The organism is Tolumonas lignilytica (genome assembly GCF_000527035.1).
Taxonomy (GTDB): Bacteria; Pseudomonadota; Gammaproteobacteria; order Enterobacterales; family Aeromonadaceae; genus Tolumonas; species Tolumonas lignilytica.
Genome location: NZ_AZUK01000001.1, coordinates 2,238,654 through 2,251,412 on the forward strand (window position 1 = coordinate 2,238,654; position 12,759 = coordinate 2,251,412).

The 12,759-nt window shown below is 53.0% G+C and carries 11 protein-coding genes; 4 read left to right on the forward strand and 7 right to left on the reverse strand.

Going from position 1 to position 12,759, the window contains the following annotated elements:
• Positions 1-9: 9 nt before the first annotated feature.
• From H027_RS0110495 to H027_RS0110530, 7 genes are all read right to left on the reverse strand, one after another.
• Positions 10-927 (reverse strand): DUF6515 family protein, encoded by a 918-nt coding sequence (locus H027_RS0110495; RefSeq protein WP_152536715.1) that lies wholly within the window; start codon positions 925-927, stop codon positions 10-12.
• A 46-nt stretch (positions 928-973) separates the two neighbouring features.
• Positions 974-2,350: an o-succinylbenzoate--CoA ligase gene (gene menE / locus H027_RS0110500; protein ID WP_024872414.1), complete on the reverse strand. Its 1,377-nt coding sequence runs from the start codon at positions 2,348-2,350 to the stop codon at positions 974-976.
• Positions 2,338-3,264, reverse strand: coding sequence for an o-succinylbenzoate synthase (gene menC / locus H027_RS0110505; RefSeq protein ID WP_024872415.1), 927 nt, complete (start codon positions 3,262-3,264; stop codon positions 2,338-2,340). Before menC ends, menE begins: the two co-directional genes overlap by 13 nt.
• A 100-nt stretch (positions 3,265-3,364) precedes the next feature.
• Positions 3,365-4,225 (reverse strand): 1,4-dihydroxy-2-naphthoyl-CoA synthase, encoded by an 861-nt coding sequence (gene menB, locus H027_RS0110515; protein ID WP_024872416.1) that lies wholly within the window; start codon positions 4,223-4,225, stop codon positions 3,365-3,367.
• A 12-nt stretch (positions 4,226-4,237) separates the two neighbouring features.
• Positions 4,238-4,984 carry a 2-succinyl-6-hydroxy-2,4-cyclohexadiene-1-carboxylate synthase gene (menH, locus tag H027_RS0110520; protein ID WP_024872417.1) on the reverse strand — a complete coding sequence of 249 codons (747 nt, stop codon included), beginning with the start codon at positions 4,982-4,984 and terminating at the stop codon, positions 4,238-4,240.
• Positions 4,981-6,699, reverse strand: coding sequence for a 2-succinyl-5-enolpyruvyl-6-hydroxy-3-cyclohexene-1-carboxylic-acid synthase (gene menD, locus H027_RS0110525; protein WP_024872418.1), 1,719 nt, complete (start codon positions 6,697-6,699; stop codon positions 4,981-4,983). Before menD ends, menH begins: the two co-directional genes overlap by 4 nt.
• Complete coding sequence (locus H027_RS0110530; protein WP_024872419.1) at positions 6,692-8,011, reverse strand: isochorismate synthase; 1,320 nt, start codon at positions 8,009-8,011, stop codon at positions 6,692-6,694. Before H027_RS0110530 ends, menD begins: the two co-directional genes overlap by 8 nt.
• A gap of 209 nt (positions 8,012-8,220) precedes the next feature.
• On the opposite strand from H027_RS0110530, the gene H027_RS0110535 reads away from it, so the two are divergent.
• The 4 genes from H027_RS0110535 (at position 8,221) to yihI (ending at position 12,713) form a co-directional block, all read left to right on the forward strand.
• Entirely contained in the window at positions 8,221-9,129 is a 909-nt protein-coding gene (locus tag H027_RS0110535; protein WP_237657942.1) for a 1,4-dihydroxy-2-naphthoate polyprenyltransferase, read from the forward strand.
• Between the two features lie 46 nt (positions 9,130-9,175).
• Positions 9,176-9,796 carry a homoserine/homoserine lactone efflux protein gene (gene rhtB / locus H027_RS0110540; protein WP_024872421.1) on the forward strand — a complete coding sequence of 207 codons (621 nt, stop codon included), beginning with the start codon at positions 9,176-9,178 and terminating at the stop codon, positions 9,794-9,796.
• A gap of 216 nt (positions 9,797-10,012) precedes the next feature.
• Positions 10,013-12,067, forward strand: a complete 2,055-nt coding sequence (locus H027_RS0110545; protein ID WP_024872422.1) for a bacteriohemerythrin — start codon at positions 10,013-10,015, stop codon at positions 12,065-12,067.
• A 70-nt stretch (positions 12,068-12,137) separates the two neighbouring features.
• Positions 12,138-12,713, forward strand: coding sequence for a Der GTPase-activating protein YihI (yihI, locus tag H027_RS0110550; protein ID WP_024872423.1), 576 nt, complete (start codon positions 12,138-12,140; stop codon positions 12,711-12,713).
• Positions 12,714-12,759: the final 46 nt, after the last annotated feature.

Consider the following 12,759-nt stretch of genomic DNA (forward strand, 5'->3'; position numbering starts at 1 on the left):
CTACAGTGGCTATTGGAGTGGAGGTGTGACTTCCAGATAGAGGCCGCTGATGTCTCTGCGATAGTATCGACCGTCTTTAAAATAATAACGGATCCCGTTGATATCAATGATCGTCACGTTCCCGGGTATTTCCGGCGGGTTCTCAATGATGGTCACATTGCTGGGAGCCGGTACTTGTTCATACAGGTCATCGTGCATGACATACCATAAATTATCGAGCACAAAATAGGTAATGCCGGCGGCAATAATGGTTTTGTATCCGAAAGGCATTTCCCGGTAATAACGCGGATGCTCATGATATCTATCAACATAATTCCGATCTCGATCATAAGAACCGCGATGGTCAAATAGGGCGCGGTGGTCTCGGTCATCAAGGGTTTCGAAATGCGTATTTTCGGTCGGCATGACATTGTGAGGGCGGGTATTGCCGGAGGGCTCAATAATTCCTTGCGTATGGTTTTCTGTCGGAAAAGAACGATGAGGCGCCGCCATATTTTCTGAGGGCTGGGCAGTGTTGGGAATGTGTTTGTCGGTCTGAGAGGTATTATTCGGTGCGACATGAGCGCTCGGTGCTATGGTGTTGGGCGTCGGATTACCGACTTGGATAATAGTCGTCGATGCCGGATTGTGAGAAGGCATGTTATTGACGGGAGTTGAGGTCTGGGCCGGTTTTTCGATGCGAACGTTGTTATTGGGTGTCGGATGATTTGATGGCGTTGCCTGATGGGGTTGTGTGTTGACCGGATGAGCTTCATTATCGGCTCGTCTGTCAGGGCCGCCATGAGTGGCCTGGTTGTCATTATTTACCCGATGCTCGTGTTGTTTACGGAGCAAGTCGGTGTCGTTAGTATCAGCATAACTATTTGATATAAAAATAGGAAAGGCGATTACACCACATGCCAGAGTCATTATTTTGATAATACGCACATCAACCTCTGCGGTTTAAGTATCAGCCTGCTGATATAAGCATAATTTACTTTTGTTTGATAGCGATGGATTCCTGTGCAAGCCGTTTAAATTCCGAACGTTGAATCTTGAGTTGCCCGGCCGGTAATTCGGGCCATGCCAGCCATTGTTTAGGCAGCATATAGGCGGGTAAGAACTGACGTAACCAGTGACTTAATTCAGCTACCGGGATCGCCGCATGATGCCAATCGACAAAACAGATGCAACGCATACCCCATTCTTCATCGGCAACAGGAACCACGATGGCCTGCGCCACCGCAGGATGTTGCAATAATTGCTGCTCGATCTGTTCCGGCTGAATATTTTCTCCACCACTGATGAACTGGTTGTCGATCCGGCCATTAATGAGGAGATCATCGCCCTGCCAGGTTCCGGCATCCCCCGTATGAAACCAGCCTTCACTGTCCAGCGGCAGTAGGAGTGAATGATCTGGCTGATAATAACCGGCGAATAAGGTCTGTCCGCGGACACAGATCTCGTCATTTTTTAGGATGACTTCCCGACCGGGTAAGGCTTTCCCGACTACGCCGGTCTGACCGGCCTGACAGGTGCAAACCTGTGATGCCATCTCCGACAGACCATAGCTGACCCACGGTGTTAATTGCTGCTCCCGGCACTGTGCGATCAGGCTGTCTGGCAATGGGGCGCCGCCCAATAACAGATGTTTTACCCGGGTTTTTGCAAAGTGAAATTCAGGCTGTTGCAGTAATCGGTAAAGTTGCGTCGGAACCAAAGAGAGATGAGTAATCGGCGCTGTTTGCAGCAGCTCGGCCAAAGGAGTATCTGCCTCAGGCATCACGACACAGGCCCCGGCGAGGAAGCAACGGAACAGAATGGCTAAACCACCTACGTGAAACAGCGGCAGAGACAATAACCAGCCATCATGGGCGGTGATCGGTACGATGCTGCCTTGTGCGTTGGCGAAATGATGGCACAGACGGTGGGCCACTATCTTGGGCGCCCCGCTGCTGCCGGAAGTGTAAATCAGATTGCTGACTGAGTGATTATCTAACAATGCCGGTGAGAACGGCGCAGATTCTTTGGAAAAATCAAAATCTAATGACGGTGAAGGCCATCGATGCAGCGCATTGGCCCGTTGTTGTAACAGGCGTTGCTGTGCCTCGGCTAAACGTGGATTGACCGGACAACAGACGATCTGATTGCGCCAGCAAGCCCAGAGCAACAGCACCAACTCGATACTGTTCGGCGTGCAGAGAAACAGGTGCTCGCCGGATTTGATGCTGGCGGCTGTGAGTTGTTGTTGCAGCGCATTGAGCCTGGCATCGAGCTGGTGATAGGTGATCAGGGTTCCGGCATACCATAATGCCGGTTGTGTCGGTTGTTGTTGTGCGTGTTGCCGGATCGGGCAAGTTAACTCTGCCATACTACCTGTAGTTTTTTGATGTCGATTTGCTGTTTTTCATCCAGCACGGTGTCGTTGAAATAACGTAACGTATCCAGCCCCGGCGCTTGTTCCGGTGACCATTCGGCGGCCAGCAGCGCCAGCAGGCGGTTCCCCAGTTGTGATTCATGGCTGGATGAAATGACCACCCTGACGCCATTGGCTTTCGCTTTGACGACCAGAACATGACATTTGGCCAGTGAGCCAATCAGGGTGGGTTTTAATATCAATCCCTTGAGTTGTGGAAAGAAATCCCAGTTAGTTTCCAGACTGAGAATTTCGTCCAGAGCTACCCCGATCCCGGTATGCGACGCGACTGCCCGGATATCGGCATAAGAGGGGCAGGGATCTTCAATATATTCGATATGAGCAGGATCAAGATGGTTCATAAAGGCCCAGGCTTCTTCCCGCGTCCACTGCTGGTTGGCATCCAGGATCAGCTTGGTTTTGGGTGCGAGGCGGATCAGTTCACGGATCATTGCTAATTCGTCGCGCATCGGATAACGCGCCACTTTCAGCTTCACCCGGTTCGGGTAGTCATACAACCACTCTTTCCAGCTCCAGATAATATCGTCGGGAGAGCCTTGTAACAGCAGATAGGGCGGGAGTGGGGTGTGCTTTAATACCGGCCAACTACGGCGGGCGCAATCTAAACCAAATTGTACGGAAGGACAGTTGACCGGGATCGTTTTGCCTTGTTTGAACGCAGTCAGAAAATCAATGATCTCCTGTTCTGCTTCAGCCAATGTTTCGCGAGAAAAACCGGGTAAAGGCGCTATTTCGCTCCAACTGCTGCCCCAATGCAGTAGTAACCCTTCGCGCTGTTCGATGGTCTGGTTATGAAACGTGAGGGGTTGCGTCAATGGCAGTTGATAACGGTACAGAGTGATATCCATGATGGGCTGTCCTTATCCGTGGGAAAATCAAGCTCGCTCTATCATCTTATATCAGATCCCGATGCAGTGTGCTGCACTGCATCGGTCTGGTTAATATATGTTATGGATTTCGCGGGAATTTGTTGAAGTCAGGCGCACGTTTTTCGTTAAAAGCATTACGGCCTTCCTGACCTTCCTCGGTCATATAGAACAGCATGGTGGCATTTCCAGCCAACTCCTGCAGTCCGGCCTGGCCATCACAATCGGCATTCAGTGCCGCCTTCAGACAGCGCAGTGCCATCGGGCTGTGTTGCAGGATTTCCCGGCACCAGCGCACTGTTTCTTTTTCCAGTTCAGCCAGAGGAACCACCGTGTTGACTAGGCCCATCTCCAACGCTTGTTGCGCATCATATTGACGGCAGAGGAACCAGATTTCACGGGCTTTTTTCTGGCCGACCAGACGCGCCATGTAAGAGGCGCCCCAGCCACCGTCGAAGGAGCCGACTTTCGGGCCTGTCTGGCCGAAACGGGCATTGTCTGCGGCAATGGTCAGATCACACAGCATATGCAAGACATGACCGCCACCAATGGCATAACCGGCGACCATGGCGACGACCGGTTTCGGGCAGGTACGGATCTGGCGCTGGAAATCGAGCACATTCAGGTGGTGTGTCCCTTCATCATCTTTATATCCGCCGTAATCACCACGCACTTTCTGATCGCCACCGGAGCAGAATGCCAGTTCACCTTCACCGGTCAGAATGATCACGCCGATGTTGGCATCAAAGCGGGCATCCTGCAGGGCTTTCATCATTTCCATGACCGTCAATGGGCGGAATGCATTCCGGACTTGCGGACGATTAATGGTGATTTTAGCTATGCCGTCGGCTGACTTGTGGTAACGAATGTCCTGATAGTCGGCGCTGCAATCCTGCCACGCAATCGGCGCATACCAGCGGACGTCGTCATCATGATGTTGCATATTATTCTCTCATCAAAAGGGAAAGGCGTTCAGCCACTGACGGATGACAGCAGCCATTGAATTCGGGGTAACACGATGCAGGTTGTGACCACCAGCAAGACAGGTTAACTGTACTTGCGGGCAGGCGGCGGCCAGTTGTGTTCCAATCTGCCGGAATTTCCGATCCTGTTCGCCGCAAAGATACAGTATTGGCAGCGTGCTTGTTTTGATCCAGCCCTGATAGTCGGCTTGCCTTGCCAGTGAACAACAGCACAGCATTTTAGCTAAGGCGCGATTGGAGTTCTGACTGCGGGCGGTGATGAGCTGTTCCCGTTCGGTCGGGGACAGATCCTGAAACACCGGTTGTTGATACCAGTCAGCTAAAACCTGAGTCAAGGCTTCCCGGTGAAAGCGACGGGCCCAGCGGGCATCGCTCTGTATTCTGAGTTGACGATCTGCGACCGTACTGAGACCAGGATGGGCATTTTCCAGAATCAGGCTTTGTAATCCCACCGGATGGCTGGCGGCAAACTGCAAGGCCAGGCGGCCACCGAGCGAATAGCCTAACAGGTGATATTGCCGGGTCTGCCGCCGGGCTAATTGCTGGGTTAACCAGCCGGGGAAATCGGCCATCTGGCGCAGGCATTGTGCTGTCGCCTGACCGTGACCGGGTAGATCCAGCGCAATACACTGCACTTTTGGCAATTGTTCCCGCAGGGTTGACCAGTCATCGGCGGCCCCGAGAAAGCCATGCAGTAACACCAGCGTCGGGCGAGTCACGCCGGCAGGCTCCGCACCTGTCCGGCAAACGACTTAAGCCATTCCGCCGCGGCCCCGGTTGCTACATGGCATTCCAGCAGGGTGGCACCAGACCGCGTGAGGGCAGCGGCATAAGCCCGACGGAAGCTCTCTGCATTGTAGGCTGCGGCATAAGCCAGCTTAAATTGTTCGGCACTGGCGCGAAAGTCCAGTCCGTGGGGTAGCTGATAGAAGTGCTCACGGATCTGGTTGTGTTCCGGCACCGGCAGCATGTGAAAAATATTACCGCCGTCATTATTAATGATGATCGCGACAAAGGGCGATGTCAGCTCCCGCAATAAGGCCAGACTGTTCAGATCAAATAACGCCGAGGTATCGCCCAGCAACAGAGTGGTCGGTTGCTCGGGCGTGGCTTTGGCGACACCGGCGGCTGTGGCGATCAGACCATCAATGCCGGAGGCGCCCCGGTTGGTGTAGATCTGTGAGGGGCGAACGCCGCAGCTACCGAGCATATCCAGCAGACGGACTGGCATACTGTTACCAATAAATAATTGGCCGAGCAGTTGTGTATTCAGTTGATGGCACAGGGTTATCTCGCCCCAGGCGGGTAACGCCTGCGTGATCAGCTTGCCGAGCATCTGATCCCACTCCTGCAATGCATGCCAGGCGGGTTGTGGCTCGCCATCGTGTGCCTGACACCATAATGCAGGCGATACCACGAAGCGTTGGTGTACCGCCAAGCCATTGTCCAGCCGTTCAGCATCCGGGGCGATCTGCCAGCAGTGTTGCCAGTCATGTGCATTGATAAACTGTTGCAGGCGTTTGGAAATCAGGCGTCCACCAAACAGCAGCAAGGTATCGGCCTGTGCCAACAGGTGCTGATAAGCCGGATGATGCAGCGCCAGATCGGCGTAGGCGATGGTCTGCGGATGAAAACGCAGTTGCGATTGAATATCGGCTAACAATGGCCAGCCAGTTTGTGCTGCCAGTGCCAGGATGGCATCGGCATCCTGCTGCCGTTGTATCCGCCCTGCAATGATAAGCCCGCGGCCCTGACGGATCGCAGGCCAGTCAGGATGAGGCTGACACTGTGTCTGTGCCGCCTGATAGTGAGTCCAGGGCTCCTTGCGGGCCAGCCACGCGGTTAAGCCGCGAAAGGCGGAGTCGGGCAGTTGTTGCCCGGCGACCGGGTATAGCGGCTCACGAAACGGACAGTTCAGATGCACCGGGCCCGGTGTCTGTTGCTGCTGAAAGGCTGCCTGATCAAGGGTAGCCAGCAACCAGGCGGGGTCAATGTCATGGTCGGGCGCGGGCAGTGCGCGTTGATACACCGGATAATGGGCAAAAATCTGGGTCTGTTCTATGGCCTGATTGGCACCACAATCGATCAGCTCTGCCGGGCGGTCTGCCGTTAAGATCCAAAGCGGGATTGCGGATTGCCGGGCTTCCACGATCGCAGGTAACAGATTGGCGACGGCGCTGCCGGAGGTAACGATCACCGCCACCGCACGCTGACTGCCTTGCGCCAGCCCTAAAGCCAGAAAGCCGAGCCCGCGTTCATCAAAATGCAGATGCGTTTTGACAGCCGGATGGGCTGCTGCGGCCAGTGTCAGCGGGGTCGAGCGGGAACCGGGTGCGATGCAGATATCCCGGACGCCCAGTCGGACCAGCTCTTCAATCAGCAGGCTGCTCCATAAGGCATTCAGGCTACCCAGCGATGACCATGGCTCATTCATGCCAGACACCCAACATACTGTTGAGTTTGGTATCGAGTTCCTGCCATTCGGCATCGGCGTCGGAACCGGTCAGGATGCCGACACCGGTATACAGGTGCAGTTGCTGGTCATGCCACAGGCCACTACGGATGGCGACCGTAAATTCAGATACGTCTTCACTGATAAAACCACAGGCACCGGCGTACCAGCCGCGTTGATGTTGTTCCAGTTCGCGGATCTTGGCCTGCGCTTTGCGGCGTGGCGAACCACCGACCGCCGGGGTCGGATGAATGTTTTTCAGCAATTGCCAGTCAGAGGTCTGCGGGCGCAATGTGGCTTCAATTTCCCGTTTGATATGCTGAATATGCTTCAATGGCAGGATCCGCGCATCAGACACCACGGCTGTTTCAGCCAGACCGTCCAGCCGGGTCAGGATATCGGTATGGACAAAGCGGTTTTCCAGCCGGTTTTTGCCGTCTTGCAACAACAGTGCGGCCAGTTCGGCATCCTGCTCGGCATCACCGGTACGTGGGGTACTTCCCGCCAGCGCTTCACTCCATAAGTGACGCCCTTGCCGACGATAGAGCCGCTCCGGGGAGCTGGCAATAAAACAGCTCTCTTCGGAAAACTGGAAACCGATATGGAAACAGGCCGGAGCCGCACTCTGCCAGTTGGCGAGCAGTGACCAGGGTTCCAAGGGTTCATCAAAGCTGAGTGAAGAGCGACGGGATAACACGATTTTAGGGATCGCATTGAGTGATTCAGGTTGCAACACCTGGGATAGCCACTGCATCCAGCGCGATTTGTCCGGCGTGTCCTGACGTGTGATTTGGGTCGGCAGATATTTTTGCAGTGTCTTTTCCGGTTGTAACTGCATCAAGGCGGCGCGGGCGGCGGCAATCTCCGCGTTCTGATTATTGTTTTCAAACCAGAAATTACAGACAAGCTCGGTCTGATTTCCCTGACGAATCAACTCAATACGTGGCAGCACAAAACGACAGGGGCCAAACGCCTGCCATTCCCCAGAAACCGGCTGTTGATAGTCGAACGCCAACCCGCCGTAATAGCGCGGATAACTGCCCGCGGAAGGACGTGGTTGTCCGGTCAGGGTATCAAGCTGGGCCGGATCGGTCAGTTCTCTGACGGTACCCAATGCGGCAAATTCACGGTCGCGTTCACGAGCATGCCAGTAGATACGCGGATACACCGGCTGTGCTTTTAACCAGCCAATCAGGGAGGTGACGTCCATTGCCGTTCGCAGGCGAACAAAACCCTGTGGTTCGGTTGCTGCCAGTGCGTTCAGTTGTTCCAGTAAATGAGTTTGAGCCAGCATGGGATAATCGCATTCGTCAGGATGCCATCTATCGCGATGGGGGCGGGAAACTGCCAAAAGGCGTTGGCATCCGGTATAGTACGCCCTTTACAGGAGTGGTGTCCGCCCGAAGAATCGCATCAGTATAGGGCTGAGCGCACTAAGGGTAAACCCATCGATGTCAGTTGTGATATTTAGTCGCCGTAGAACGGAAGGAAATGAGTGGTCTGATGAATAAACCACGTTGGAAAATCTGGTTGCAGGCCGCGCGTCTGCGAACCTTGCCGCTGGCTTGTGCGGCGGTATTGCTGGGAAGTGGATTGGCGGCGGGTGTGCACAGTTTCCGCGGGAGTGTCTTTGTACTCTGTCTGCTCACGGCTATCGGATTGCAGATTTTATCGAATCTGGCCAATGATTATGGCGATGCCGTTTCCGGGGCCGACAATGACGATCGGGTCGGACCGCAACGCACGGTGGTGAGCGGCCTGATCACGCGCCAACAGATGCAGCGAGCCATGTCGCTGGTGGCCGGAGTGACGATCATGCTGGGGCTGAGTCTGCTCTGGACGGCATTTTCTGGCAACTGGCCGGCGATTCTGACGTTTATCGGATTTGGTGGTCTGGCGCTGGTGGCTGCGGTTACTTATACCGTCGGGCGGCGACCTTATGGCTACCGGGGGCTCGGCGATCTGTCGGTGTTTCTGTTTTTTGGCCTGCTGGGAGTGTTGGGAACTTACTATCTGTTTACCCAGCAGTTTGACCCCTGGCTGGTGTTACCGGCTGCCGGCTGCGGATTTCTGGCAACCGCCGTGCTGAATGTTAACAATATCCGTGACATCAACACCGATCTGGCCACTGGCAAGCGAACCTTTGTCGTGCGTATCGGGCACCGCTGGGCACGCCGTTATCACTATTTTCTGGTGATTGGCGGTGGGTTAATGGCGATGATTTATATTGTTTTTCGTGCGCACACGCTCTGGCCATGGCTCTGTCTGCCAGCCTGGATCCCGCTGCTGCGCTCGGCGTGGGTGGTAAAACACAGTGACGATCCGTCGCTGCTGGATAAACAGTTAAAGCGCACCGCCATGGGCAGTCTGTTGTTTAACTTATTACTGGCAATCGGTTTTGCACTCCACTAATCTGTTTATCTGGATTTAAGACCAACCAACGCCTGCGGAGGTGAGAATGGATCTTCACGTTTGGCTGACCTATCTGGCAACGACGCTGGTGTTCAGTATTTATCCCGGTTCGGGGGCAGTGAACACGATCAGTAATGCGATCCGGTATGGTGTGCGTGGTTCGGTCCCGGCCATCGCTGGGTTGCAGCTCGGATTGTCAATCCATCTGGTGTTAGTCGGCGTCGGTCTCGGTACTCTGTTGGCCAAATCCGCCACCGCATTTGCGATACTGAAATGGTTTGGGGTCGCCTATCTGGTTTGGCTGGGTTGGACTAAATGGCGCGAAGTGCCCCAACTGATGCGGGAAGGCGTGACGGCCGAAGCGGGTCATCGTCCGGCGCTGTTTTGGCCTGCGGTCTTTGTCAACCTGACCAACCCCAAAAGCATTGTCTTTCTGGTGGCTTTGTTTCCACAATTTCTGCACGCCGACTATCCGCTGTGGTCGCAGGCATTGATTCTGTCGGTGACGTGTGTGGTGGTGGATGTGATCGTCATGCTCGGCTATGCGTCACTGGCGGCACCGCTGACTCATCTGGTACAGAATGAAAAAGGGATGCGGACACAAAATCGCATCTTTGGCTCGTTGTTTATTGCTGCCGGTGCCTTGCTTTCTGCGGCATCGCGCTAATCTTTTCTGACAGCCGGAGATCTTTCCGGCTGTGCTTTCAAATGTGTTATCGAGTTTAATCCTTCTGTAATTTTCCATGTTCCCGTGTTTGCGGCCATTCTGATGACTATCGATTAATTGCCTCGATAGAGTCTTATTTTTGAAAATTAAATTGGATGATAAATAAACCTTTATCTAGACTCGCTAAAAGGCATCTTTAGTCTCTGAAGGTATGATATGCGCAGTTGGATCTTGAATTGCTCCATTCGTCGTTTCATTTTATTTTTCTCCTTCCTACTGATTATTGCTTTGAGTGGTTATCTACTCTGGCGTGAACATGCCCAATCCACCATCGAACAATGGCATCAACAAGAGCAGCAGAATGCAGACAATGCTTTGCTGATGCAGGAATTACGTTATGCGTCCGTGCAGATCCAGCAATATCTGACCGATGCATCTCTCACTGGTGATAAAGATTCAATTGATCAGGCTCATCATTACGCGACCTTAATTCTCGAACAGCAAAAGGCATTGACCCAAACCGGCAGTGCCAACTATCTGCAACAACTCCCGGAATACATTTCTCAGCAGATTCAAATCGGTGAACAGATGACGCAGGCTTATCTGGCGGGAGATAAATCGCAGGGCGACCAGTTGATGAAAAAAGCCCCAGGTGGTTTTGACTGGCTGTCTGATCACATTGGTACCGCGATCGATAACCAAATTAAACAATTGGCACAAGATACCAATCAGGTCAAAACAGAAATTACCCGGCAAGAAGCACAATTACGGTATTTGAATATTGTATTTTCTCTGACGCTAATGGGGCTGGTTTTGGTGGCACTGGCCGCTTTACGCTGGAAAATAAATCATTCTATCAATGAATTACGCCATCATCTGAAAATCATGACAGACAGTGGCAAAAACCTCGCTTATCGGTTGCCAACCACGAACAAGAATGAATTTTCCCAGGTGGCTTCGATGTTGAATGGTCTGACTGAAAGTCTGGATCATGTGATATCGACCATTCAGGAAACCTCTAATGTGGCTGCGCGGCAGGTCGATGAATTGCGAATGTCGTCCAATTCGACGGAAAAAAACATGACGCAGATGTTTGAGCAGGCCGAAATGCTGAATGACTCGGTTGCAGAGATGATGTCTACGTTAACCAACATTACGCAAAGCACCCAGGAAGCCAGAGAGCATACGCTGGGTTCCCGCAATCATGCCGAAGAAGGGTTGTCTAAAGTTGAGCAAACGGTTCAGCTCATTCAACAGGTCGCGTCAAACATTTCCCGGTCAACGCAGGCGATCCAACAATTGCAGCAGGACAGTGCGGCCATTGGCGATATTGTTAACCTGATCCGGAATATCTCTGAGCAGACGAATTTACTGGCGCTTAATGCGGCCATTGAAGCGGCCCGGGCTGGTGAGGCCGGACGCGGATTTGCCGTGGTGGCCGATGAAGTGCGTTCACTGGCCAACCGGACGCAGGCGTCTACACAGGAAATTCAGCACAAGATCGAGCAGGTGCAGCGTCAGACGTCGCTGACAGTCGGATTGATGGAGGAAACACAGCAAGTTGGCGATCAAGCGGTACAACAGGCCGAGCAGGCCGGTCAGACGCTGACCGAAATCGTTCAGATCGTTAACCAGATTGCCGATATGAACACGCAGATTGCCGCAGCAGCGGAACAACAGGCTCAGGTGAACGGCAATACGGCGGCGATGGTTGAAAAGGTCAATGACGTCGTCAGCGGTGTCATGGATGACACCTTGCTTAATGTGCAAGTGACCCGCGAAGTTGCGTTTATCATTGATGAATTGGAACAGCTCAGTGGTAACTTCCAGATTACCTTTGATACCAAAAACTCGCGTCAGAATGACGAACTGGTTCATTGGTCAGATGCCTTTAAAATCAATATTCCCTCTATGGATACGCAGCATGAAGGGATGTTCCATGCGGTCAATGCGGCTTACAGTGCCGTCAAATTCAAAACCGGCAGCCAGAACATTAATGCCAAGATTGAAGATCTGCTGGCGCGGGTGACACAGCATTTCCATACCGAAGAAGCATTAATGAAAAAAGTGAACTATCCGGATCTGGTGCCGCATGCCAAAGTTCATGCCGCCGTACTGGATGAATTGAAGAGCCGGCTGGCAAAGGCAAGAGCCAAAGACGACGATGCGATGATGGATATCGTCTTATTTGTGAAAATCTGGCTGATCGATCATATTTTCCGCGTGGATCGTCGTTATAGTCAGACGGTTATTGCGGCAAAAGTAGAATAGTCACTACGCGCCGCCCCTGCGGTTATGTAGAATAGCCCATCAGATCATCGAGCGAGTTTTGGAGTAACACATGGCGACCAAGCCAGCGAAATCAGTTGGGAATAGCAAACGCCCTGACAGCAAGAAGAAAAAACCGGCATTTACTGAATTAGATGGCCGTGAGCAGAAAAAACAGGCGAAACGCAAGGGCCTGAAACCCGGCGCACGTAACAGCGTCGAAAGCAAAGAACATCAGGCACGGGAAGCCAAGAACAAGGACGCCCGCGTCGGTTCTCGCAAGCCGGTAGCCCTGGTGGTGGAAACGCCGGTAAAAACCGTAAAACCGGCCAAACCGGTTGAGCCGAAATCAGAAAAGAAAGAAGTACCACAAGAGCAACAACTGGCGAAGTGGGAACGTGAACTGGACAAACTGGAAAACGATGATCGTCTGAATGCGCTGCTGGATAAATTGGAATTAGAACAGCCGATAGCCGCAGAAGATCAGGAATGGCTGGATAAAAAACTGGCGCGTCATCAGGAACTCTTAAAGTTATTGGGTTTGAATGACGAAGAGAACGAAGCAAAGGACCCGGATGAATTGCTGCAGCGCTTCATTGACAGCGATTTTGATCCCAGCCAATTCGACAGCCGCTACAAAGAAGATTGATTCCGCCGGGTGCCACACGGTTTTCCCGTGTGGCACTTGACCTCGG

Coding starts and splice junctions, on each gene's coding strand:
- menE (WP_024872414.1), bottom strand. CDS start 2,350: ATGGCAGAGTTAACTTGCCCGATCCGGCAACACGCACAACAACAACCG.
- menC (WP_024872415.1), bottom strand. CDS start 3,264: ATGGATATCACTCTGTACCGTTATCAACTGCCATTGACGCAACCCCTC.
- H027_RS0110535 (WP_237657942.1), top strand. CDS start 8,221: ATGAATAAACCACGTTGGAAAATCTGGTTGCAGGCCGCGCGTCTGCGA.
- menD (WP_024872418.1), bottom strand. CDS start 6,699: ATGAATGAGCCATGGTCATCGCTGGGTAGCCTGAATGCCTTATGGAGC.
- H027_RS0110545 (WP_024872422.1), top strand. CDS start 10,013: ATGCGCAGTTGGATCTTGAATTGCTCCATTCGTCGTTTCATTTTATTT.
- menB (WP_024872416.1), bottom strand. CDS start 4,225: ATGCAACATCATGATGACGACGTCCGCTGGTATGCGCCGATTGCGTGG.
- H027_RS0110530 (WP_024872419.1), bottom strand. CDS start 8,011: ATGCTGGCTCAAACTCATTTACTGGAACAACTGAACGCACTGGCAGCA.
- yihI (WP_024872423.1), top strand. CDS start 12,138: ATGGCGACCAAGCCAGCGAAATCAGTTGGGAATAGCAAACGCCCTGAC.
- rhtB (WP_024872421.1), top strand. CDS start 9,176: ATGGATCTTCACGTTTGGCTGACCTATCTGGCAACGACGCTGGTGTTC.